This is a genomic window from Aquitalea sp. LB_tupeE (genome assembly GCF_013391415.1).
Taxonomy (GTDB): Bacteria; Pseudomonadota; Gammaproteobacteria; order Burkholderiales; family Chromobacteriaceae; genus Aquitalea.
In genome coordinates this window covers 65645-87343 of record NZ_JACAXB010000007.1, presented here as the reverse complement: position 1 = coordinate 87343, position 21699 = coordinate 65645, and the positions used below count along the sequence as shown (strand labels likewise).

The window sequence follows — 21699 nt, the reverse complement described above, 5'->3', positions numbered from 1 at the left end:
CTTTCGGGGAGGCTTTCAGACCGATATAGGGACGATCAGCTGTATTTCCAGAGAACTGCCAGTGCTTATTCCACTGGCAATGATTTAATCATACCGGTTTTGCCGGATATTCACACAAATCGGCAATCACACAGCGATGGCATTCCGGCTTGCGTGCCTTGCATACATAGCGTCCAAGCAGAATCAGCCAGTGGTGTGCATCCACCTTGAATTCGGCAGGTACGTAACGCAGCAGTTTGTCTTCCACTTCGCGTACATCCTTGCCCGGCGCCAGCCGGGTGCGGTTGGACACGCGGAATATATGGGTATCCACCGCAATGGTGGGGTGGCCAAAGGCGGTGTTGAGCACCACATTGGCGGTTTTGCGCCCCACACCGGGCAGAGCTTCCAGCGCTTCACGGTCGTCAGGCACTTCGCCACCATGTTTTTCCAGCAGCAGGCGACAGGTGGCAATCACATTCTTTGCCTTGGTGCGGTACAGGCCTATGGTCTTGATGTAGTCGGCCACGGTTTCCTCACCCAGTGCCAGCATGGCGGCCGGGGTGTTGGCCACGGCATACAGCGGTCGGGTGGCCTTGTTGACGCTGACGTCGGTGGCCTGGGCCGACAGCAGGACGGCAATCAGCAGCTCGAACGGCGTGCGGTATTCCAGTTCCGTGGTGGGCGTCGGGTTGTGCTCGCGCAGGCGGCGGAAGATTTCGTAGCGCTTGGTGGCGTTCATGGCGGCTGGCTGATGGCTGGTTGAGTACCGGTGCGTCCGGAAAATGGCGCACCGGTGATTGTAGCGCAGGCAGGGCTGCTGCCGAAGCCACTGTGGTTTCTACGTGCGCTGGCGCGGTTGCAGCAGTTGGTCCACCAGCGGTGCTGCGGCACTCATCAGCAACAGGATGGCTGCCAGTAGCGGGGTGATATCCGCCTTGTGTGTCAGGGCGGCAAAACTGACACAGAGCAGACCGGCTGCCTGACCATGAATAAGCCTGCCCCGTGGCGTGATGGGGGTGCTGTTGCCATCCGTCATCACCCAGCCAAGCAGCAGCCACAATGCCGGCTGTAGCAATAGCCAACCGGTGCCTAGTGGCAGGCTTACCAGCAATACCAGACAGAATCCCGCGGGCACCTGCCAGGCATTCAGCCGCCGCCAGAGCAGCCATACGCCACCGGCCAGCAAGGCCAGACTCAGCGCTATGTTTTGGGCGGGGAGGGGGCTTGCCAGCCAGGGTGACAGCATCAACAGGCTGACCAGGACCGGATGAAACGGACCGTGGGCGGTTCCGCCAAACAGATGCCGCCACAGCACGGCCATCATGCAGGCGGCCAGCAGCAAGCCCGCCGGGGTGGCCATGGGTAGCATCAGGGCCAGCATCAGCCCTGTTAACAGGCAATCGGGCTGTCGCCAACTGGTGGCCAGTGGCTGCTTGCGCGAGGCTTGGCAGGTCATGTCGGTCAGCAGGCTGCTATACAGCGCCAGCAGCAGGTTGATCAGGGCTGGCCTGCCTTGCTGCATCAGCAAGACCAGCACGCCGGGCAGCAAGGCGAGCAGGGTCAGGCCCTGACGACGGGCCAGGCTGGGGGCAAGTCGCATGGTGGTGGATGTCATGTATTTTCCGGTTTCTCTGGCTTGCCCGGGGCGTGGGCCTTGTCGGCTTGAGCCGCTTTTTGTGCGGCGGCGCGCTGCATGGCGGCTTCGATCAGGGCTTTCTTGTCTGCATCCATGCTGGTTGGCGCGGCATTGGCCTGTGCTGTTTTTTGTGCGGCGGCGCGCTGCATGGCGGCTTCGATCAGGGCTTTCTTGTCTGCATCCATGTTGGCTGGCGCGGCATTGGCCTGTGCTGCTTTTTGCATGGCAGCGCGTTGCATGGCGGACTGAATCAGTGCCTGTTTGTCATCGGATGCAGCTGTCGTGTCGACTTGCTGACTGCCGGCGCTGGCTGCTTTGGCGGCATCCTGGGCGGCTTTGCGCGCTGCCGCACGCGCCATGGCGGCATCAATGGCGGCCTGACGGCTGGCGGCCATGGCGGCGGCACGGGCATCTGCTTGTCTGTCATCCGCCGAGCTGGTGGACTGCTTCTCCAGATGCTGGCTGTTGCGCTGGGCAGCACGGGCCATGGCGGCGGCAATGGCGGCTTGTTTGTCGGCTGCGGCTGGGGTGGGCTTGTTTTCCTGCGGTGCTGCTGTGGCAGTTTGTTCGCGTTTGGCGGCCTGTTCGGCAGCACGTGCGGCCAGTCGCTGGGCTTTTTCCTGCTTGTCCCTCTCCAGCCGGAACTGGCGGAAGCGATGGCGCTGCCTGGCGTGGTCGGCCTGTTGTTGCTGTTGCTGTGTGCTCTGGTACTGCAAGGCAGTGTGGCGGAAAGAGTCCAGCAATGGCAGCTGACTGGGGCAGACGGCATCGCACAGCCCGCACAGGGTGCAGTCTTGCAGGCCCCAGGCATTGGCCGTTTCCACATTGTCCTGCTGGCAATGCCAGTAAAGCTCTTGTGGCTGCAGCTTGCTTGGGCAAATGCGCAGGCAATCACCGCAGCGGATACAGTCCTGTTGCTGACCGGCAGTATCAGGCGTGCGCGCTTGCAGGCATTGGCTATGCCAGTGCAGCCCCATTGCGTCTGCCTGATCGGCAGGCAGCGCGTAGCCACGCAAGCCGCCGCCATGGGTGATGGCGTAATTGGCCTTGGCACCGGCGAAGTTCAATAGATGGCTTAGCGGCGTGCCCAGCAGTGCCTGCACGCTGCCGGGCCGATCCAGCTTGTCGACGAGGGTAACAAGGCGGCTGATGCAGGGCTGGCCATGCAGGATGGCGGCACCTGCGGCTACCACGGCATCGGCTGGCAGGCACAGGCTGTGTGCTGCTTCTGCCGGGCTGGCCAACTGGCGGATCAGCGTGGTTTCATCTCCTGCCGGATAAGGCGTATTGATGGTGCTGACCTGCCAGCCGTGTTGGCTGACGGCTGCCTGCAGGGCCTCGCTACTGTCGGTCTGGCTGACGGCAAGTACGATGCGTGCGGGCCGCAGGACTTGTTCCAGCATGGCAATGGCGGCAACGAACGCTTCCGCTTGTTCTTCCAGCAGGGTGGCGGTAGCGGCCAGATAGGGCTCGTCCTCTACCGCATTGATGATGAGCAGGGGCAGCGCACATTGCTGCATGGCCCAGTCCAGTGCCAGCAAGGGGCCGTGATTGCCTGCTACTCCCATGTCCTGCAGTTGCAGGGCCAGGCTGAGCGGGGTGAGCCGGGACGGGTCGCCCGCTTGCAGCGGCAGGGCTTCATCCCGGCCATCCGCTTCCAGAATAAGCGTGTCGGCCAGCGGTGCACCGGGCAAGGCTTGTGCCTGCGGCTGGATGGCGATGATGCGTCCCGATGTCGGGGCATGCAGGGCAACACCGTATTCACTGTCTGCGTCGGCCAGGCGCTGGTATTTCAGTACTTGCTGGCCGGGCTGTACGCAAGGCAGGCATTGTTGCAGACCCAATACCAATCGGGGGGGCAGCGGCAGTACGCTGGCAGGCGGGCTGTCATGCTTGCGGCTGGGTAAGGGCAGCGTGAACCCGCCAGGCAAGGAGAGAAAACGCCTCATGGTCTGGCCTCGCTCTTGATGGCCTTGATGACAATCACCGGGTAGCCCCAGCGCCAGTCGCTCGGGCTGCTGGTGGCCGGGCGCATGCTGATGCAATCCACCGGACAGGGAACGAGGCAGAGTTCGCAGCCGGTGCATTCGGCTGCCAGCACCGTGTGCATCTGCTTGGCCGAACCCAGAATGGCGTCCACCGGACAGGCCTGGATGCAGAGCGTACAGCCGATACAGGTGCTTTCATCAATCAGCGCCACGGCTTTGGGTTTGCTGGGCGGGGCATCCGCGGCAAAGGGCAGGTAATCGGTATGCAGCAGCGCAGCCAGTTTGCGTATGCCTTCCTCGCCACCGGGCGGACAGCGGTTGATGCTGTCCTCACCCTTGGCCAGGGCGGCTGCATAGGGTTGGCATCCGGCATGGCCACACTGACCACACTGGGTTTGCGGCAGGATGGCATCAATGCGCTCGGCCAGCGGGCGCGGATCCTTATGCTCCGGCTGCTGTTTGTTGTGTTGCATCACGCGGCGCAGCAGCCAGACAGCCAGCAGCAGCAAGGCGATAAAGACAAGAACATTCATGATAGTCGGGCTCCCAGGCTGTACAGGGCCAGTGCCAGCAGCAGGGCACACAGCCAAAGGGCGGGCAGGTCACGCAGTACGGCAGGCAGGCGGCTACGTGCCAGACGGGTTGGCAAACAGGCAAATACAGCCAGCAGCAGACTTAGCAAGGCAGATAGCAACAGGCTTTGCATGCTGTGTCCTAGGCTGAGCGGGGAGTGGGGCAGCCAGCAGGCAGGCAGGCTGAGCAACAGATTGTTGGCCAGCAGCCAGCCCGGACGCAGGCCCAGGGTGTGGCTGGCGCTGCCTGCCTTGTGCTTGAGCAGCCAGGCAAGCAACAGGGCACTGGCGCTTTGCAGGATGATGATGGCAGGCAGCCCCTGCGTCGGGCCGGTCAAGGGCAGCAGCAGCGCCAGACCGAGATTGCCCAGCAACTGGCTGATGAGCACGGCCAGTCCCATGGCGGCTGCGGCAGGCCAGGCCAGGCTAGCAGCGCGCTGGCTGGCGCGCTGGCAATGCTGCCAGCAGGCCAGCAGGGCAAACAGCGGCAAATAAAGCCCGAAATTCATGGCGCAGAGTATCCGGAAAGCAAAACCGCAAAATTATCCGGGTTTCGCGCCTGCTTCACAACCTTGCTGCCGGTGTGTCTGGCCGGCTGTTTGCATTCACGGGAGTTGTCGGCCAAGCCAGGCTTGCAGTTTGCGTGCCTGGCGCAGGGTTTCCTTCAGGATGCGGGCGTCCAGGGTGCTGAGCTGGCGCGGGTCGATCAGGCTGTCCAGCCCGGCTGCGTTTTCCTGACAAGCCAATTGATGGCGCAGGCGCAAATCCTGCAGGAAGCGGGCGCTGTCAGCAAAAGACTGGCAGTCGCTGCTGTCAAGGCCGGGTAACTGGCTGGCGGCAGCAAAGCGCTCGCTGGTGCGTCCGGCGGCACAGCCTGCCATCAAGGCCATGATGCGGGCGGCGTCAACAAAGAAGTCCAGTGCGGCTTTCAGGTCCAGCTTGTCATTTTCATCGGTCTGCAAGCGGCCGCTCCAGCCCAGTGGTGCCTGATAACGGCGGGCATTACGGCTGAGTGCCTGCAAGACCTGACGGTTGGCCGCGCGCTGGCGCAGCCGGCTGGCCAGCTCCAGGCCCAGCGCGCTATTGCCCCATACCGGCCGCAAGTCCAGATACAGGCCGATATGACCGGCGGTCTCGTCCGACTGCATCAACTGGCTGATAAAGGTGTCGCTCCAGTCATCCAGCGACAGGCAGTGGCTGGGATTGCCTGCCATCACGCCGTTGCGGCACAGCGGTATGCCGCAGGCGCTCAATGCCGAGCATATACCCTGTGCAATGGCTGGCAATTGCAGCGCCAGTTGGTGTTGCAGCAGCGGTTTGCTGCTGTGAAACACGATGCCGCTGTCTTGATCGGATGACAGGGTGTTTTCCTGCCGACCGCTGCTGCCAAATTGCAGCCAGCAAATTTCCACTTCATCCAGTCCTGCTTCTGCCAGATGCAGCTGGCACAGCCGGGTCAGCAACTGGTCGTTGAACAGACTGAGCAAGCGGGTGCTGGCGTCGGCATCCATGCCCTGTCTGAACAGTGCCACTACTTGGCGGCGGAAGGTGGCAGCCACGCCGGACAGGGCGGCAGTACTGTCGCAACGATTGAGCCGTTGCAGCATTTCCTTCATGTCCAGACGTGACAGCCGGTACAGGTCATGTTCGGACACAATGCCGACCAGCGTGCTGCCTTCACATACCATCACATGACGTTCACCGCTTTGCACCAGCGCCAGCATGGCTTCGCTGGCTAGCGCGGTTGGGGGCAGGATGCAGCTGGGCTGGCGCATCAATTGTTGCACCGGGGTGTCGTCCGGCCGTCCTGCCAGATGGGCGGCCAGCAAGTCGCGCAGGGTGAACAGGCCCAGCAGTCTTTGTTCCGGACTGGTAATCACCACCGAACCCACCCCTTCGTTCTGCATCAATTCCAGCAAGGGGCGTAATGCGGTATCCGGCCGGCAGGTGACCGGCGGTCGCTGAATGACTGCGGACAGCGGGGTGTGCAGGCTGAGGCCCTGACCACCCAGGGCGGCTGGGTGTTGCTGTCTGGCGCGGGACAACAGATTGGCCAGCCGCTGGGTGCAAAACTGCTGGAATGCCGGGGCACTGCGGCACAATTCGATAAATGCCGCATGCGGCAATAGCAATACCATGCAGTCACTGTCCGCACGGTAGTGGTTGGTGACCGGTCGCTGCGCCAGCAGGGCACCCAGCGGAAACATTTCGCCCTGGCTGAGCATGGCAAATGGCTGACCGCTGTAAATATCCTCTGCCAGTACCTGGCCTTCCAGCACGATGAACAGCTGCGTGGCCAGCCCTGCTTGCGGATTGAGCAAGCTGCTGCCCCGGGGGTAATGCTGGCGTTTGCCATAACGGGTCAGGAGCCGGAGCTGGTCCGCTGTCATGACAGCAAAAGGTTCATGCACCAGCAATGGTTGCCAGTCTGCCGGGAATGGGGTGGGCATGGTCGTGGTCTGCTGCTTGCGCTGTGATGGTTTCAATATAAAGTTGCCCAGACCTGCCTGATATTGGGGAAATCCGCCGGAGCTTGTTTATCCGTTCCAATGCCTGGTCTGTTCATTCACTGTTCTGTTTAAGAATCTGCTGGTAGCGGCCATCGTGTTTTATCCCCTCCAGTGCCTGGCGAAATGCTTCCACCGTAGCTGGTGCTGTTCCCTGGCTGAATGCCATGGACATGCCCTGGGGCAGCTGTTTGAACACAAAAGCCGTTTGCAGCACCTGGCCGGGTTGCTCATGCATTTGCTGCACGGTGGAATAGGCGGTCAGCTGGTTGGCTGCCCATAGTCTGATGCGCCGGGCGCGCAGCATCTCGTAGCCTTCCCGGTAGGAAGAGAAGGCTTCCAGGTGGGTGAATCCGTGTTCTTGCAGGTATTTTTCCTGGTACGAGCCATGCAGCACGCCAATTGCATAGTTCTGGTAATCAGTCAGTTTTCCATTGTGAGGAATATGTCCGCCATTGTCGGCCAGCATCAATAATACCGGTGGCGAGTGGATGATTTCGCCTACCCATTGAAAGCGGTTTTCCCGCTCCGGCGTTCTGGCCATGGCGCATACCAGGGTGTTGGGCTGATTCAGGCCCATGCTCAATACCCGGTTCCACGGATAAAGATGCACGGTTTCATTCAAGCCCAGTTGCCGGATAAGCAGCTGCACGATATCAACCACAATGCCGTGTGGCTGCCCGGCGGCCTCGCTGGAAAAAGGTGGCAGATTATCTTCACAGGCAATGGTGAGTGTGCCTGCCTGTGCGCATGGCGAAGCCAGGAACAGCATCGCCAGTGGGATGGACAAGGCAGGGAGCATGCGTTTCATCTCTTTACTGTAGTTGTTGCTCTTGGGGCGGCAAGTGAAATTGGCGTGTTGGATTTTGCACTGCAGCATTCATGGCGTTGGCTTATCATGTCGGCTTTAACATCATTGACTGATATTGCTCCATGATTGTCCGATCATCCTTGAGCTGGTTTCGCTTGCTGTTTGTCTGGCATGGCTCAGTCCTGCCGCGCATCATGCCACGACTGTTGCTGGTGTTGTTGATTGCCATCCTGTCCGCGGGTGCTCGCCATTGGTGGCTCAGCACCCACGCTGATTCTGCGCTCAGCATTCCCACCTTCACCTTGCTTGGCGTGTCGCTGGCCATATTCCTGGGCTTTCGCAACTCGGTCAGTTATGACCGCTTCTGGGAAGCACGCAAATTATGGGGCGGCCTGCTGATCGTCAATCGCTCCATCACCCGCCTGCTGTTGTCTGCAGTGCCGAAACATCCGCTGACTGCCGAAGCGGCTGATCTGCTCTGTGCCTTTGCTTATGCGATGAAAGCCCAGCTGCGGCGGGAGGATGATTGCCAGCACCTGCTGCGCCTGATTACGCCGGGCCTGCTAGACGAGGTGCAAGCTGCCCGCTTTGCCCCTGCCATCATTTTGCGTCGGCTGGGAGAGCTGGTGCAGCAGTTGCAGCGCGAGGGCTGCCTGAATGAGTGGCAATGGCAGGCGCTGGACCGCAAGCTGGATACCATGTCGGAAATCCTGGGCGGTTGCGAGCGCATCGACACCACGCCGATTCCTTATACCTACCGTGTCCTGCTCAATCGCACGGTCACCATTTACAGCCTGCTGCTGCCGATGGGGCTGGTCAGCAGCATAGGCTGGCTGACGCCACCTATTGCGGTTTTCATTGCTTATACCTACCTGGCGCTGGAAGTGATCGGCGAGGAGCTGGAAGAGCCATTCGGTCGCGAGGGCAATGACCTGCCACTGGCTGCCCTGTGCCATACCATCGAATCCGCCGTGCGCGAAATGCAGGGCCTGCCGATGACGGTGGAAGCGCCAAAGCCGCAAGGGGTGTACCTGCACTAGGGTCTGCTTAGCAAAAAACGGCTGCTGCGTTGTGCTTTTCTTCATGGATCTTACGTTCTTGTCAGCTGCGCCATGTCAGCCTCAGGCCGGGCTAAGCCCTCCGTCTGCAGTAATGGCAGGGGCTATCGGTGGCAGTGCGGGAGGCATGGTGTGGACAATAAAAAAAAGCCCGGTGAAATCACCGGGCTCAAGGTCAGTGTGCTCCTGAATTGATTTACAGCGGATTCTGCAGTTGGCCCAGAATCTGCGGGTTTTCCAGCGTGGAAACGTCCTGGGTGATTTCCTCGCCCTTGGCGATCGAGCGCAACAGACGGCGCATGATCTTGCCGGAGCGGGTCTTGGGCAGGTTTTCGCCAAAGCGGATATCGTCCGGCTGGGCGATCTTGCCGATTTCGTGGGCTACCCAGTTCTTCAGTTCGGCAGCAATCTTCTTGGCGTCATCCCCTTCCGGGCGTGCGCCCTTCAGCACCACGAAGGCCACTACGGCTTCGCCCTTCACATCGTGCGGCTTGCCCACCACGGCAGCTTCGGCCACCAGCGGATTGGCCACCAGCGCGGATTCGATTTCCATGGTGCCCAGACGGTGGCCGGATACATTCAGCACGTCGTCGATACGACCCATGATCCAGAAATAGCCGTTTTCGTCACGGTTGGCCGAGTCGCCAGCCAGATAGTACTGGCCGTTGAATTCATCCGGGAAGTAGGTTTTCTTGAAGCGGTCCGGGTCGTTCCAGATGGTGCGCACCAGGGACGGGAAGGGCTTCTTGATCACCAGGAAGCCACCGCGCCCCGGCTCTACCTGGGCACCCGATTCGTCCACGATGTCGGCGATGATGCCAGGCAGCGGCAGGGTGCAAGAACCCGGCTTGGTGGGCACCGCACCCGGAATCGGCGCAATCATGGCCGAGCCGGTTTCAGTTTGCCACCAGGTGTCCACGATAGGGCAGCGGCCACCGCCGACTACCTCGTAGTACCACATCCAGGCTTCCGGGTTGATCGGCTCGCCCACGGTGCCCAACAGGCGCAAGCTGGACAGGTCGAACTGCTTGGGCAGATCGTTACCCAGCTTGATCAGCGAACGGATGGCGGTCGGGGCGGTGTAGAAGATGCTGACCTTGTGTTGCTCGATCATGCGCCAGAAGCGGCTGGCGTCTGGGTAGGTCGGCACGCCCTCGAACACCACCTGGGTAGCGCCAATGCCCAGCGGGCCGTAGCAGATATAGGAGTGACCGGTGATCCAGCCCACGTCGGCGGTGCACCAGTACACATCATTCGGTTTGTAGTCGAAAGCCCAGCGGAAGCTGTTGATGGCGCCCAACAGATAGCCGGCGCTGCTGTGCTGGATGCCTTTGGGTTTGCCGGTGGAGCCGGATGTATAAAGGATAAACAGCGGGTCGTCCGCCAGCATCCATTCCGGTTCGCAGGCTTCGGCTTGGCCTTCCACCAGCTTGTGCCACCACAGGTCGCGGCCTTCGGTCCACTGTGCGCCACCATTGGTGCGCTGGTAAACCACCACGTTCTGTACCGACTCGCAGCCTTCCAGCGCCAGGGCTTCGTCCACGGTGGCTTTCAGCGGAACGGTCTTGCCGCCGCGCAGGCCTTCATTGGCAGTAATCACCAGCTTGGCACCGGCATCCTGGATACGGTCGCGCACGGCACCGGCGGAGAAACCACCGAATACCACGGAGTGAATGGCGCCGATACGGGCGCAGGCCTGCATGGCTACGATGGCTTCAATCACCATCGGCATGTAAATGACCACACGGTCGCCCTTGGCAATGCCCAGGCTCTTCAGGCCATTGGCAAACTGGCAGACACGACGGTGCAGTTCGGAATAGGTCACCCGGGTCACTTCGCCATCGTCCGCTTCGAAGATCAAGGCGATCTTGTTGGCGTTCAGCGGCAGGTGACGGTCCAGGCAGTTGTAAGAGACGTTCAGTACACCATCGTCAAACCACCTGAAGAACGGCGCATTGCTGTCATCCAGAACACGCGAGAAAGGCTTTTTCCAGGTGATCAGCTCGCGTGCCAGGTCCCCCCAGAAAGCCAGGTAGCTGTCATCAGCCTGTTCGCACAGCGCGTTGTAGGCCTCCATGCCTGATACGGTGGCCTTGTGGCGGAAATCGTCAGACGGCGGAAAGCTGCGGGTTTCTTTCAGAATGGACTCGAGGGTGGACATTACCTTCTCCTTATGTTTTGTCTTGCTGTAGCCGCATCCCGCAGGATGCGGCCTCAGGTGTAACGATTAGTGCTTGGAAGCGCCGGAGGCGCCGATGCCGGTCATGGAGCGAACGAACTGGGCATCGAACTTGGCCTTTTCTTCTGCCGCAGACTTGGAGTTGTCAGTCACCGAGAACAGCCAAGTGGAGACGAACGCCAGGGTGATGGAGAAGATGGCCGGGTTCTTGTACGGGAACAGAGCGGCTTTGTGCTTCATCACATCCACCCATACTGCCGGTCCCAGAACAATCAGCACCACTGCGGTAGCCAGGCCGATGAAGCCACCGATCACTGCGCCGCGGGTGGTCAGCCCCTTCCAGAACATGGACAGGAACAGTACCGGGAAGTTGGCGGAAGCCGCGATGGAGAAGGCCAGACCCACCATGAAGGCAATGTTCTGCTTCTCGAACACCAGGCCCAGCACGATGGCGATGACGCCCAGTGCCACGGTGGTGATCTTGGATACGCGGATTTCGTCAGCTTCGTTTGCCTTGCCCTTCTTGATAACCGAAGCATACAGATCGTGCGAGACGGCAGAGGCACCAGACAGGGCCAGACCTGCTACAACGGCCAGGATGGTGGCGAAGGCAACCGCAGAGATGAAGCCCAGGAACATGTCACCGCCAACAGCATTGGCCAGGTGAATGGCGGCCATATTGCTGCCACCAACCAGTTGGGTGATTTGCTTGCCATCCTTGGTGATGGTTTCCATCATGCCCGGCTGGTTCAGCACCAGCATGATTGCGCCAAAACCGATGATGAAGGTCAGGATGTAGAAATAGCCGATAAAGCCAGTTGCGTAGAACACCGACTTGCGGGCTTCCTTGGCATCGGACACGGTGAAGAAGCGCATCAGGATGTGTGGCAGGCCGGCAGTACCAAACATCAGCGCCATACCCAGCGAGATGGAGTCAACCGGATCAGCCTTGCCCGGTGCCATGATGGCAGCGTGCTTGGCGTGAGCGGCAACCGCCTTCTCGAACATCAGTTCCGGGCTGAAGCCAACGGTGGACAGCACCATGAAGGCCATGAAGGAAGCACCACACAGCAGCAGGACAGCCTTGATGATCTGTACCCAGGTGGTAGCCAGCATGCCGCCGAACAGCACGTAGCACACCATCAGGATGCCCACCATCACTACAGCAGAAGAGTAGCTCATGCCGAACAGCAGCTGGATCAGCTTGCCGGCGCCTACCATCTGGGCAATCAGGTACATGGCCACCACAACCAGGGTGGAAGTGGCAGCGAAGGAGCGTACCGGGGTCTGTTGCAGGCGGTAGGATGCTACGTCGGCAAAGGTGTATTTGCCGAGGTTACGCAGACGTTCTGCCACCAGGAACAGGATGACCGGCCAGCCAACCAGAAAGCCCATGGAGTAGATCAGGCCATCATAACCCTTGTCGAACACCATGGCGGAAATCCCCAGGAAGGAGGCTGCCGACATGTAGTCACCGGCAATGGCCAGGCCATTCTGGAAACCGCTGATGCCGCCACCGGCGGTATAGAAATCCGAAGCAGAACGGGTACGACGTGCTGCCCAGTAGGTAATGCCCATGGTGAAGGCCACAAACACCACGAACATGATGATGGCGTGCCAGTTGGTGGCCTGTTGCTTCACATCACCTTCGATGGCGCCGGAGGCAAAAGCCAGGGCAGGAAACAGGGTCAGGGCTGCCAGAGCGAGAGAGCCAGTGCGTTTTGTCATTGTTGTGCCTCCTCAACGATCTCGCGGTTGAGCTGGTCAAACTCGCCGTTGGCTTTGCGCACGTACAGGCCGGTCAGCACGAAAGCAGAAAGAATGATCAGGATCCCGACCGGGATGCCAACAGTCATGGTCATGCCGGGGGCGAGCGGAGCTCCCAGCGTCGATGGTGAAAATGCCAGAATCAGAATGAAGCCATAGTAAATGGCCAGCATTACGATGCTGAGCTGCCAACCCAGGCTTGTCTTCTTGTGAACAAGCTCTTTGAACTTCGGGTTGGACTGTACTTTCTTGAGTACGTCCTCGTTCATTGCATCCTCCTTTGTCGTAACGATCGTCTGACCGCTGGATGAAACATAAGGGACGAAAGCTGGGCACCGCTAATCGCTTTTTTTGATCAGCAAAATTTGTCATGTCGATGTTGCGTTGCAAAAAATATTAAAAAACAATAAGTTAAAATGGTATTTTTGCTCCATTTCCCCTGTGGTTTGTGCGGTTTTTTTGTGTGGGAATACCGGAAAATGTTGTGGAAGATGTGCTATTGAAGCCAAAATGAGGCAGCAGAACATGTCGTACAAACAGAAAAATGTAGTTCATTTACTACAGGCAGAGAGAACAGGTCGTACATGGAAATCTATCAGTTGAGGACCTTTGTCACCGTGGCCCAGCAAGGGCATCTGACCCAGGCCGCCGAATTGCTGCATTTGTCCCAGCCTGCTGTGACCGCACAGATCAAGGCGCTGGAAGAAGAGGTTGGCATGCCGCTGTTTGAACGGACTGCCGGTGGGGTGACCATGACGCGGGCAGGGCAGGAACTGTTGCCGCAGGCGCAATCCATCCTGGCCTCAGCCCGGGAAATACTGAATCACGCCAAAACCCTGAAAGGGCAGACCGGTGGCAAGGCACTGGTGGGCCTGACCCTGACGCCGGCGACGCTGAAAATGGGACAGTGGGTGGCCGCTCTGGTGGAAAAGTACCCGCTGCTGGACCTGCGCTTGCAACATGGGGTGACCGGCGAGGTACTCAATCTGGTGCGCAAAAAGGAACTGGATGCCGGTTTTTATCTGGGCAAAAATCCCTACGTCAATGTCAATACCGTTCTGCTGACCAATTTGCCGTTTCGCATCGTGATACCCCACAACTGGCAAAACCGCATTGACATCCACAATCACAAGGACTTGGGACGCTTGCCATGGATCGGCCTGTCGCAATTTTCCAGCTTGTCCAAAATCACCGCAGAATTGTGGCGCGAGTTGAATATTTCCCCGAAGAAGGTGACAGAAAGCGACAACCTGGCCTCCATTCTGGAACTTGTCGCCTGTGGCGTCGGCGTGGCACTGGCCCGGGAGGAAGAGGCGCTGGAATGGGAAGCCGCCGGGCGGTTGACGGTTGTGCCTGGTGTGCGCAAACTGGCTGAGTTGCAATTCGTCTATCCGTCTGACCGGGTGGGCGATCCCATACTGGAAGCGCTGCTGCACGAACTGATTCGCGTCTGGGAACTCAGCCCCGCTACCGCGCATTGAACCCCGCCTCACCGATCAAGGAGCCTCCATGGCCTACGAATGGTTTGCCAGTGCCTTCGAGCGTTATCTGCGTACCATGGAGCTCAGCCAGCGCCGCCTGCTGGACGCCCAGCAAGACGCCTGTATCAGCTGGGCTGCTGCATGGCTGCAAGGGCCCGCCTTGCCGGAAGGAGAGCTGCAAAATCGCATAGACAGCAGCTTGCTTGGCAGTGTGTCGCTGATGCAGGCACATGCGGATAACCAGCGTGACCTGATGCTGGCAACCGAAAAGTCGCTGAATGACATGCACAAGCGGCTGCTCAGTCAGTTGGAAAAATCAGGCAATCACCCTTCATTCATCGTGATGAAACAGGCTTTGCAACTGGGACAAAGTTCAGGCAATGCTGTGAGCAAGATGAGCCGCCAGGTAGGCCACTTTGCCGCCACCAGTTTTTCCTCGGCCTCGCTTAACGCCGCCCGGGACATGCGTCGGGTATTGCGTCGCCAAAAACCCTGATATTAATCAGGTGTTTATCCGCCCGAGTCGCGACTAGAATCGGGCCATGCAAGCACTCACTTCCCTGACTTTTGGTCAACGTTTTCTGCAGCTGCCATCCGTATTTCATCGTGCGGTACAGCCCCAGCCACTTAGCCAGCCGCATCTTGTGGCGGCCAATACCCCCCTCTGCCTACAGTTTGGAATCCAAGCCGAAACACTGACTGCACCTGCCGCAATGGCACTGTTGTCAGGCAACCGGCTGGCAGATGGCATGCAGCCACTGGCTGCAGTGTATGCCGGGCATCAGTTTGGTGTATTTGTACCGCAACTGGGGGATGGCCGGGCGCTACTGCTGGGCGATACCACCGACATACACGGTCAGCGCTGGGAGTGGCAGCTCAAGGGGGCCGGCCTTACCCCCTTTTCACGGATGGGCGATGGTCGTGCCGTATTGCGATCCACCATCCGCGAGTACCTGTGCAGCGAAGCCATGCATGGCCTGGGCATACCCACTACCCGCGCATTGGCCATGGTGGGCTCGCCCGACCCGGTTTACCGCGAACAAGTCGAAACCGCAGCAGTGTTGACCCGACTGGCGGAAAGCTTTATTCGCTTCGGTAGTTTCGAAGTGTTCTATCACCGTGGTCAGCATGACGAAATCCGAATTCTGGCTGACTTCCTCATCCATCATCACTTCCCGGACTGTGCGGAACAAGCGCAGCCCTACGCGGCATTATTCAGTGAAATTGTCGGCCGGACGGCACGCCTGATTGCACAATGGCAGGCGGTCGGCTTCTGCCACGGCGTGATGAATACCGACAATATGTCAGTGCTGGGGCTGACGCTGGACTACGGCCCATTTGGCTTCATGGATGGTTTTAATGCCGCACATGTCTGTAATCACAGCGATCATTCCGGACGCTATGCCTACAACCAGCAACCACAAGTAGGCTTGTGGAATCTGCACTGCCTGGCATCGGCCTTTCTGCCGCTGGTGGATGAGGAAGCCCTGCTGGCGGCCTTGTCTGCTTATCGGGAGCAGTATGCACAGTGCTGGATGAGCCTGATGCGCAGCAAGCTGGGCCTCGCTACCTTGCAGGAGGAGGATGAAGAACTGGTGGAGGCATTATTGCTGGCCATGCATGCACACCGGACGGATTACACCGTGTTTTTCCGCCGGTTGGCGGATTTCGTCCCCGGTGAAGACAATGCGCAGTTGCGGGATCTGTTCCTGGACCGCAGCCTGTTTGATGCCTGGGCTGCGCGTTATGCTGCACGTTTGCAGCTGGAAAGCAGGCCGGCAGCCGAGCGCAGGCCTGCCATGCTGGCCGTCAATCCCAAATACATTTTGCGCAATTATCTGGCCGAACAAGCAATACAAGCCGCCCAGCAGGACGATTTCTCTCTGATTGCCCGCCTGCATGACTGCTTGCAACGCCCGTTCGATGAACAAGCACACTATCAGGACTTGGCCGCAGAACCACCAGCCTGGGCACAGGAAATCAGTGTTAGCTGCTCCAGTTAAACCGGAATTCGCTATTTCATCTTGCTGTTTGCGGCTGTAGTACCATTCTTTGCCGTCTCTCCTTTTTCTTTGTTCCTTCATTCGCGCCCTGTTACTAGCTCTTTTCCTGATGCTTGCAGGTAACAGGGCGTCTAGTCTCCTCCTGTATGTTCTGATTGGCTTGTTTGGCATGGCACACATGCCAGACCGTCAATTCACACCACAAGCTATCGATCCCAATAGTCACTCCCCAGATATGGGAAATATCAAAAAAATCCTAATAAATATTTTGATATTTCCTGTTGCGAAAATATAAAAATATATAATTTCATATTATTTTTATGTTTTTGAATAAATATCTGGCACTTTTGGCAGTGATAAATACTTGTATGGTAGGTCCTTGTGTATTAATTTTCATGACTATGTTTTGGCAATGAATATCGGAGCATTGAGTGAAAATAATCAAGGCAGATGTATTTGTAAGTTGTCCTGGGCGGAACTTTGTTACGTTAAAAATAACTACGAAATCTGGTTTGACTGGTGTTGGAGATGCCACGCTGAATGGGCGTGAACTATCTGTTGTTGCATATCTGCGGGACCATCTCTGTCCGCAGCTTATCGGACGGGATGCCCAGAAAATAGAAGATATCTGGCAATGTTTTTATAAAGGAGGCTACTGGCGACGTGGCCCGGTAACTATGTCTGCTATTTCTTCAATTGATATGGCTTTGTGGGATATCAAAGGAAAAGCAGCAAATATGCCCGTTTATCAGTTATTGGGTGGTGCATCACGTGAAAAAGTCATGGTGTATGCTCATTGTACGGGAAGTACTATCGATGCCGTACTAGATGATTACGCCAGACTTATTGAAACAGGTTTCAAGGCTGTGCGTGTACAGTGTGGAATTCCTGGTATTTCATCTGCTTATGGGTTGGCAAAGAAAGGGGGTAAATATGAACCGGCCGTTAAAGGGTATTATCCTGAAGAGCAGTTGTGGTCCACAGAAAAATATCTGAACTTTATACCAAAGCTATTCGATCAGATTCGTAATAAATTTGGCATGGATTCTTGCCTTTTGCATGATGTGCACCATCGCTTGACTCCGATAGAAGCTGCACGTTTTGGCAAGAGTATTGAAGCATATAATTTGTTCTGGATGGAGGATCCGACACCAGCGGAAAATCAGGAATGTTTTAGCTTGATAAGACAACACACTACGACGCCAATTGCCGTTGGGGAAGTATTTAACAGTATATGGGATTGCAAAAAATTAATAGAACAACAGTTGATTGACTTTATTCGCACAACGGTGACGCATGCGGGTGGCATTAGTGGTATGCGTCGTATAGCTGACTTTGCTTCACTTTATCAAATACGCACAGGGTCTCATGGTGCTAGCGACTTGTCCCCGATTAGTATGGCAGCAGCATTGCACTTTGATTTATGGGTTCCCAATTTTGGTATTCAGGAATATATGGGCTATTCGGAAGTCATGTTGGAAGCTTTCCCGCGAAACTGGCTGATTGAAAGTGGTTACATGTATCCAGGAGATGAACCCGGTTTGGGGGTAGATTTTGATGAGAAGATCGCTCAGAAATATCCTTATGAACCAGCTTGTTTACCTATAGCAAGACTGGAAGATGGCACGATGTGGAATTGGTAATTAAAGGGAGTCGTAATGAAAAGTATAGTCATTAGCCAGCCTGGTGTGCTTGATATACAGCAGCACGAAATTCCGCATCCTGACGAAAATGAGGTAAGAGTAAAAGTCGTTTATGCCGGTGTGTGTGGTTCTGATGTTCATATTTATCATGGGCACAACCCCTTTGCCAGATATCCACGAGTGATTGGGCATGAATTTTTCGGTGTGATTGATCAGGTTGGTCGGCTTGTGGCTCCGAGTAAAATTGGCCAGCGCGTAGTCATCGATCCGGTGGTCAGTTGTGGGAAATGTTATCCATGCAGTGTAGGACGACCTAATGTTTGTCTGAATTTGCAGGTGATTGGGGTGCACCGTGATGGTGGATTCAGTGAGTTTGCCTGTGTGCCTGCCAGTAATGCCCATTTTGTTCCTGAAGCGATACCAGCACAGCATGCTGCGTTGGTTGAACCATTCAGCATCGCGGCCAATATCACGGCCCAGCTTAAACCAACAGCACAGGATATCGCCCTGGTTTATGGTGCTGGCCCTATGGGGCTGGCGGTCATCCAAGTATTGAAGAATGTATTTGGCGTGGCGCATCTTGTTGCTACAGATCGTGTAATTGACAGATTGGGTCGTGCACTTGAGTGCGGTGCTGATAAGGTAGTGACTAATCAGGATGCAGATTTATTTGATTATTTTAAAAAGTATGGGCGTGCGCCTACTTTGATTGTTGATGCCGCATGTCATCCATCCATTTTGCAGCAGGCAGTCGAGTTGGCATCACCAGCTGGTCGGATCGGTATAATGGGCTTCTCTGATGAATCATGTATTGTCAGCCAGAAAGACATAACCAGCAAGGAGCTTTCCATTTTCTCATCACGCTTGAATAGTGCACGTTTCCCTCTCGTGATTGATTGGATGAGTGGTGAAAAGTTAAATCCTGATGTTTTGATTACACATAAATTTGATTTTAATCAGGTGGGTGTGGCATTGGATTTTTTTGAAAATAAACCAGCGGAATGTTGCAAAATATTATTGGAATTCCCTGGGTGATGTTGTCTCTTGATACATGATGATAATTGTGTTTTGGAGTGGATGTAATGAATACGGAAAAAGTGTTGGAGCAGGGTGTCGATGTTAATGAAACATCTGGCCTAGTCAAGGCAGCGGTGTCCGGGTGGTTGGGTACTGCATTGGAATTTATGGACTTTCAATTATATTCACTTGGCGCTGCATTGGTATTTCATGAAATTTTTTTTCAGGGTAAGAGTAAGGCCATGGTTCTCATTCTGGCAATGGGTACTTATGGTGCTGGTTATCTTGCCCGGATTGTTGGCGCTTTTATATTTGGTAGGATGGGTGATTCAATTGGCAGGAAAAAAGTATTGTTCATTACGATTGCCATGATGGGTATATGCACTACGCTGGTTGGTATCTTACCTACCTATGCGCAAATTGGAATGATGGCACCAATTTTATTGGTGTTGCTGCGAATTGTGCAAGGTTTGGGCGCCGGTGCCGAAATATCCGGTGCTGGCACCATGTTGGCTGAGTTTGCACCACAGGGACGACGCGGTATTATTTCTTCCTTGGTTGTCATGGGAACTAATTGTGGTACGTTGGCGGCGACTGCAATTTGGGCGCTGGTATTTTATACCTTGGATCGACAGCAGTTGATGGAATGGGGGTGGCGTATTCCCTTTCTTTCCAGCGTTGTTGTCATGATCTTTGCGATCTGGCTGCGTGCCAATCTAAAAGAAAGCCCGGTATTTGTTCAAGAAAATGAAACGAATACTAAAGTTGCTGCGACGGCAGGACAGATTGGGAATGATGTTCATTTTCTCTCTATGTTTCGTAGCCGATCTTTCTGGATTGCAACTGGTCTGCGTTTTGGTCAAGCGGGCAATTCGGGTCTGTTGCAGACTTTTCTTACGGGTTATCTGGTTCAAACATTATTATTTGATAAAAATATCCCTACCGATGCCTTGATGATTAGCTCTGTTATTGGTTTTTTTAGTATTCCTTTATTGGGTTGGCTGTCCGATAAATTTGGTCGAAGACCGCCTTATATTGTGCTGAATGTAATGGCAATTTTCCTGGCTTTCCCCTTGCTCTCTGTAATAATGGATCCGAACTATGGAGTCGGTGTAATCATGGTGTGCATTATTGTGATCCACAATATTGCAGTGCTGGGTTTGTTTGCACTGGAGAATATTACCTTGGCGGAGTTGTTTGGCGTACGGCAACGTTTTACCTGTATGGCGATTTCCAAAGAAACAGGTGGTCTGGTTGCTGTCGGCTTTGGCCCCTTGCTGGCAGGTATTTTCTGCCATCTTAGCGGTAGTTGGTGGCCAATTGCGGTGATGGTGATGGCTTATTCTGCGATCGGCTTGCTTGCGGCACTGTTGATGCCGGAAGTGAAAGACCGGGATTTGAATCTGGTTCTGGATGCTGCTGAATTACATGGCAGAGTCAAGTAGTTCTCCCATGTCACGTGGTCTCATCATTCTATTCAGTAGGTAATCTCATGCATCAGTCGATTTCGGCAGCATCAGTCTTGCAGGCTGGATATGCTAGACAGGCTCTGCGTCCGCGGCTATTACACCTGGGTTGCGGCGCATTTCATCGTGCTCATCAGGCTGTTTATGCGGATGAATTAGCGCGTCACCATGGTAGTGATTGGGGATATTGCGAAGTTAGCTTGTCAGATAGCAGTGGTACGATTCACGCGCTTAAGCAGCAGGATTTGCTGTTTTCCGTATCTGATATGGATGCGCAGGGTTGGCATTGCCGCGTGGTAGGTATTGTTTGCCAGGCACTATCGCAGAATGAAGATGAATTACCCGCGGTGCTGGAAGCGCTAGCACATCCAGACCTGGCTATCGTGACCTTGACCATTACCGAGAAAGGTTATTGCCACTTGCCAGCTACAGGGCAATTGCAGCTGGATCATCCTGTCATCTTGCATGATGCGGCCCATCCCTTGCAGCCTCGTTCGGCAGCTGCCGTACTGCTGGCTGGATTACGTCTGCGACGCCAGCGTGGTTTGCCGGCATTTGCCGTGTTGTCCTGTGACAATATGCCGGCCAATGGCGTGATTACTCGTCAGGTGTTAATGCAATTGGCGGTTCTGCAGAATGATGTAGGAATGGCTGAATGGGTAGCACAGCATGTAGCCTGTCCATCCAGTATGGTGGATTGCATTGTACCCATGGTCAGTGAGGTGACCCGTACCCGGATCCGTGCTTTGCTGGGGGGCGTGGATGACCGGGTCGGGGTTGCGTGCGAACCGTTCCGGCAGTGGGTGATCGAGGATCATTTTCCACAAGGCAGGCCAGCGTGGGAGCGGGTGGGGGTGCAGCTGGTTGCTGATGTGAGTCCATTTGAAGAAATGAAGCTGCGTATGCTCAATGGCAGCCATTCATTTCTGGCGTACCTGGGCTATCTGGCGGGCTATACCCATATCAGTGATTGCATGCAGGACGCAGCGCTGGCGCAACTGGTGCATCACCTAATGGTGCATGAGCAAGCGGTTACGCTGGCGGATACTCCACAGCCCGCTGAGGAATATGCTGCCAGCTTGTTACAGCGTTTTCGCAATCCGGCACTGCCGCATCAAACCTGGCAGATTGCCATGGACGGTTCGCAAAAACTTCCGCAGCGCCTGCTGGCTCCTATCCGTGTTCATCTGGCACGCGGCAGCCGCTTTGATTGTCTTGCCTTGGGGCTGGCCGCATGGATGTGTTATGTGTCTGGGATTGATGAGCAAGGCCGGGTGATTGATGTGCGTGACCCATTGGCGGCTGAGATACGCATGTTGCTGCATTCGCGTGGGCCTGCAATGTCCTCTGTACAGGCCTTATTACAATTGGAGCAGGTGTTTGGTGCAGACCTGCCACGTCATGCGCATTTTATTGCTGTACTCAGTCGGTATGTCTGCCAATTGCAGAAGTATGGTGCCAAAGCTTGTGCTGCACGGGTTTGTGCTCAGCTTGGCTATGCAGGTGAGCTGGCCGGTGCTGGTGACGGTGCAGGATAGTTTCCGAGTGATACCTCCACGTAGTGGGTGTGGCGGTTCACTCTGTTAGTA

18 protein-coding genes are annotated in these 21699 nt (G+C 56.1%); 8 read left to right on the top strand and 10 right to left on the bottom strand.

The features are described from left to right. Positions 1-88 precede the first annotated feature (88 nt). From nth to HWX34_RS01760, 7 genes are all read right to left on the bottom strand, one after another. Positions 89-721: an endonuclease III gene (gene nth, locus HWX34_RS01790; RefSeq protein WP_178970719.1), complete on the bottom strand. Its 633-nt coding sequence runs from the start codon at positions 719-721 to the stop codon at positions 89-91. 99 nt (positions 722-820) lie between these two features. Then, complete coding sequence (locus HWX34_RS01785) at positions 821-1597, bottom strand: RnfABCDGE type electron transport complex subunit D (protein ID WP_178970718.1); 777 nt, start codon at positions 1595-1597, stop codon at positions 821-823. Next, positions 1594-3567, bottom strand: coding sequence for a 4Fe-4S dicluster domain-containing protein (locus HWX34_RS01780; RefSeq protein ID WP_178970717.1), 1974 nt, complete (start codon positions 3565-3567; stop codon positions 1594-1596). Before HWX34_RS01780 ends, HWX34_RS01785 begins: the two co-directional genes overlap by 4 nt. Continuing rightward, positions 3564-4139 carry an electron transport complex subunit RsxB gene (rsxB, locus tag HWX34_RS01775; RefSeq protein WP_178970716.1) on the bottom strand — a complete coding sequence of 192 codons (576 nt, stop codon included), beginning with the start codon at positions 4137-4139 and terminating at the stop codon, positions 3564-3566. The genes HWX34_RS01780 and rsxB overlap by 4 nt, the downstream gene beginning before the upstream one ends. Beyond that, on the bottom strand, positions 4136-4687 hold the full coding sequence (locus HWX34_RS01770; RefSeq protein WP_178970715.1) for a hypothetical protein: 552 nt from the start codon (positions 4685-4687) through the stop codon (positions 4136-4138). The genes rsxB and HWX34_RS01770 overlap by 4 nt, the downstream gene beginning before the upstream one ends. A 96-nt stretch (positions 4688-4783) precedes the next feature. Further along, positions 4784-6628: a DUF294 nucleotidyltransferase-like domain-containing protein gene (locus HWX34_RS01765; protein WP_178970714.1), complete on the bottom strand. Its 1845-nt coding sequence runs from the start codon at positions 6626-6628 to the stop codon at positions 4784-4786. A gap of 112 nt (positions 6629-6740) precedes the next feature. Further along, positions 6741-7496 carry an ABC transporter substrate-binding protein gene (locus HWX34_RS01760; RefSeq protein ID WP_178970713.1) on the bottom strand — a complete coding sequence of 252 codons (756 nt, stop codon included), beginning with the start codon at positions 7494-7496 and terminating at the stop codon, positions 6741-6743. Between the two features lie 122 nt (positions 7497-7618). On the opposite strand from HWX34_RS01760, the gene HWX34_RS01755 reads away from it, so the two are divergent. Continuing rightward, the gene (locus tag HWX34_RS01755; RefSeq protein WP_178970712.1) at positions 7619-8536 is read left to right on the top strand and encodes a bestrophin family protein; all 918 of its coding nucleotides are present in this window, start codon (positions 7619-7621) and stop codon (positions 8534-8536) included. Between the two features lie 214 nt (positions 8537-8750). Here the strand turns inward: HWX34_RS01755 and acs are convergent, their stop codons facing one another. From acs to HWX34_RS01740, 3 genes are all read right to left on the bottom strand, one after another. Beyond that, positions 8751-10715, bottom strand: a complete 1965-nt coding sequence (gene acs, locus HWX34_RS01750) for an acetate--CoA ligase (protein WP_178970711.1) — start codon at positions 10713-10715, stop codon at positions 8751-8753. 66 nt (positions 10716-10781) lie between these two features. Then, the gene (locus HWX34_RS01745; RefSeq protein ID WP_178970710.1) at positions 10782-12461 is read right to left on the bottom strand and encodes a cation acetate symporter; all 1680 of its coding nucleotides are present in this window, start codon (positions 12459-12461) and stop codon (positions 10782-10784) included. Continuing rightward, positions 12458-12769 carry a DUF485 domain-containing protein gene (locus HWX34_RS01740; RefSeq protein ID WP_045847092.1) on the bottom strand — a complete coding sequence of 104 codons (312 nt, stop codon included), beginning with the start codon at positions 12767-12769 and terminating at the stop codon, positions 12458-12460. The genes HWX34_RS01745 and HWX34_RS01740 overlap by 4 nt, the downstream gene beginning before the upstream one ends. 315 nt (positions 12770-13084) lie before the next feature. Between HWX34_RS01740 and HWX34_RS01735 the strand changes: the two genes are divergently transcribed. The 7 genes from HWX34_RS01735 (at position 13085) to HWX34_RS01705 (ending at position 21648) form a co-directional block, all read left to right on the top strand. Further along, on the top strand, positions 13085-13981 hold the full coding sequence (locus HWX34_RS01735; RefSeq protein WP_178970709.1) for a LysR family transcriptional regulator: 897 nt from the start codon (positions 13085-13087) through the stop codon (positions 13979-13981). Positions 13982-14009: 28 nt separating this feature from the next. Beyond that, entirely contained in the window at positions 14010-14477 is a 468-nt protein-coding gene (locus HWX34_RS01730; protein ID WP_178970708.1) for a hypothetical protein, read from the top strand. Positions 14478-14523: 46 nt separating this feature from the next. Continuing rightward, entirely contained in the window at positions 14524-15984 is a 1461-nt protein-coding gene (locus HWX34_RS01725) for a YdiU family protein (protein WP_178970707.1), read from the top strand. Between the two features lie 431 nt (positions 15985-16415). After that, positions 16416-17627 (top strand): D-mannonate dehydratase ManD, encoded by a 1212-nt coding sequence (gene manD / locus HWX34_RS01720; RefSeq protein WP_178970706.1) that lies wholly within the window; start codon positions 16416-16418, stop codon positions 17625-17627. Positions 17628-17642: 15 nt separating this feature from the next. Next, the gene (locus tag HWX34_RS01715; protein ID WP_178970705.1) at positions 17643-18662 is read left to right on the top strand and encodes a Zn-dependent oxidoreductase; all 1020 of its coding nucleotides are present in this window, start codon (positions 17643-17645) and stop codon (positions 18660-18662) included. 47 nt (positions 18663-18709) lie between these two features. Continuing rightward, entirely contained in the window at positions 18710-20089 is a 1380-nt protein-coding gene (locus HWX34_RS01710; protein ID WP_178970704.1) for an MFS transporter, read from the top strand. Positions 20090-20136: 47 nt separating this feature from the next. Next, positions 20137-21648 (top strand): mannitol dehydrogenase family protein, encoded by a 1512-nt coding sequence (locus HWX34_RS01705; RefSeq protein WP_178970703.1) that lies wholly within the window; start codon positions 20137-20139, stop codon positions 21646-21648. Positions 21649-21699 lie beyond the last annotated feature (51 nt).

What these genes read in the sequence shown, in the direction of transcription:
- nth (WP_178970719.1), bottom strand. Translation starts at nt 721, where the DNA reads ATGAACGCCACCAAGCGCTACGAAATCTTCCGCCGCCTGCGCGAGCAC.
- HWX34_RS01785 (WP_178970718.1), bottom strand. Translation starts at nt 1,597, where the DNA reads ATGACATCCACCACCATGCGACTTGCCCCCAGCCTGGCCCGTCGTCAG.
- HWX34_RS01780 (WP_178970717.1), bottom strand. Translation starts at nt 3,567, where the DNA reads ATGAGGCGTTTTCTCTCCTTGCCTGGCGGGTTCACGCTGCCCTTACCC.
- rsxB (WP_178970716.1), bottom strand. Translation starts at nt 4,139, where the DNA reads ATGAATGTTCTTGTCTTTATCGCCTTGCTGCTGCTGGCTGTCTGGCTG.
- HWX34_RS01770 (WP_178970715.1), bottom strand. Translation starts at nt 4,687, where the DNA reads ATGAATTTCGGGCTTTATTTGCCGCTGTTTGCCCTGCTGGCCTGCTGG.
- HWX34_RS01765 (WP_178970714.1), bottom strand. Translation starts at nt 6,628, where the DNA reads ATGCCCACCCCATTCCCGGCAGACTGGCAACCATTGCTGGTGCATGAA.
- HWX34_RS01760 (WP_178970713.1), bottom strand. Translation starts at nt 7,496, where the DNA reads ATGAAACGCATGCTCCCTGCCTTGTCCATCCCACTGGCGATGCTGTTC.
- HWX34_RS01755 (WP_178970712.1), top strand. Translation starts at nt 7,619, where the DNA reads ATGATTGTCCGATCATCCTTGAGCTGGTTTCGCTTGCTGTTTGTCTGG.
- acs (WP_178970711.1), bottom strand. Translation starts at nt 10,715, where the DNA reads ATGTCCACCCTCGAGTCCATTCTGAAAGAAACCCGCAGCTTTCCGCCG.
- HWX34_RS01745 (WP_178970710.1), bottom strand. Translation starts at nt 12,461, where the DNA reads ATGACAAAACGCACTGGCTCTCTCGCTCTGGCAGCCCTGACCCTGTTT.
- HWX34_RS01740 (WP_045847092.1), bottom strand. Translation starts at nt 12,769, where the DNA reads ATGAACGAGGACGTACTCAAGAAAGTACAGTCCAACCCGAAGTTCAAA.
- HWX34_RS01735 (WP_178970709.1), top strand. Translation starts at nt 13,085, where the DNA reads ATGGAAATCTATCAGTTGAGGACCTTTGTCACCGTGGCCCAGCAAGGG.
- HWX34_RS01730 (WP_178970708.1), top strand. Translation starts at nt 14,010, where the DNA reads ATGGCCTACGAATGGTTTGCCAGTGCCTTCGAGCGTTATCTGCGTACC.
- HWX34_RS01725 (WP_178970707.1), top strand. Translation starts at nt 14,524, where the DNA reads ATGCAAGCACTCACTTCCCTGACTTTTGGTCAACGTTTTCTGCAGCTG.
- HWX34_RS01715 (WP_178970705.1), top strand. Translation starts at nt 17,643, where the DNA reads ATGAAAAGTATAGTCATTAGCCAGCCTGGTGTGCTTGATATACAGCAG.
- HWX34_RS01710 (WP_178970704.1), top strand. Translation starts at nt 18,710, where the DNA reads ATGAATACGGAAAAAGTGTTGGAGCAGGGTGTCGATGTTAATGAAACA.
- HWX34_RS01705 (WP_178970703.1), top strand. Translation starts at nt 20,137, where the DNA reads ATGCATCAGTCGATTTCGGCAGCATCAGTCTTGCAGGCTGGATATGCT.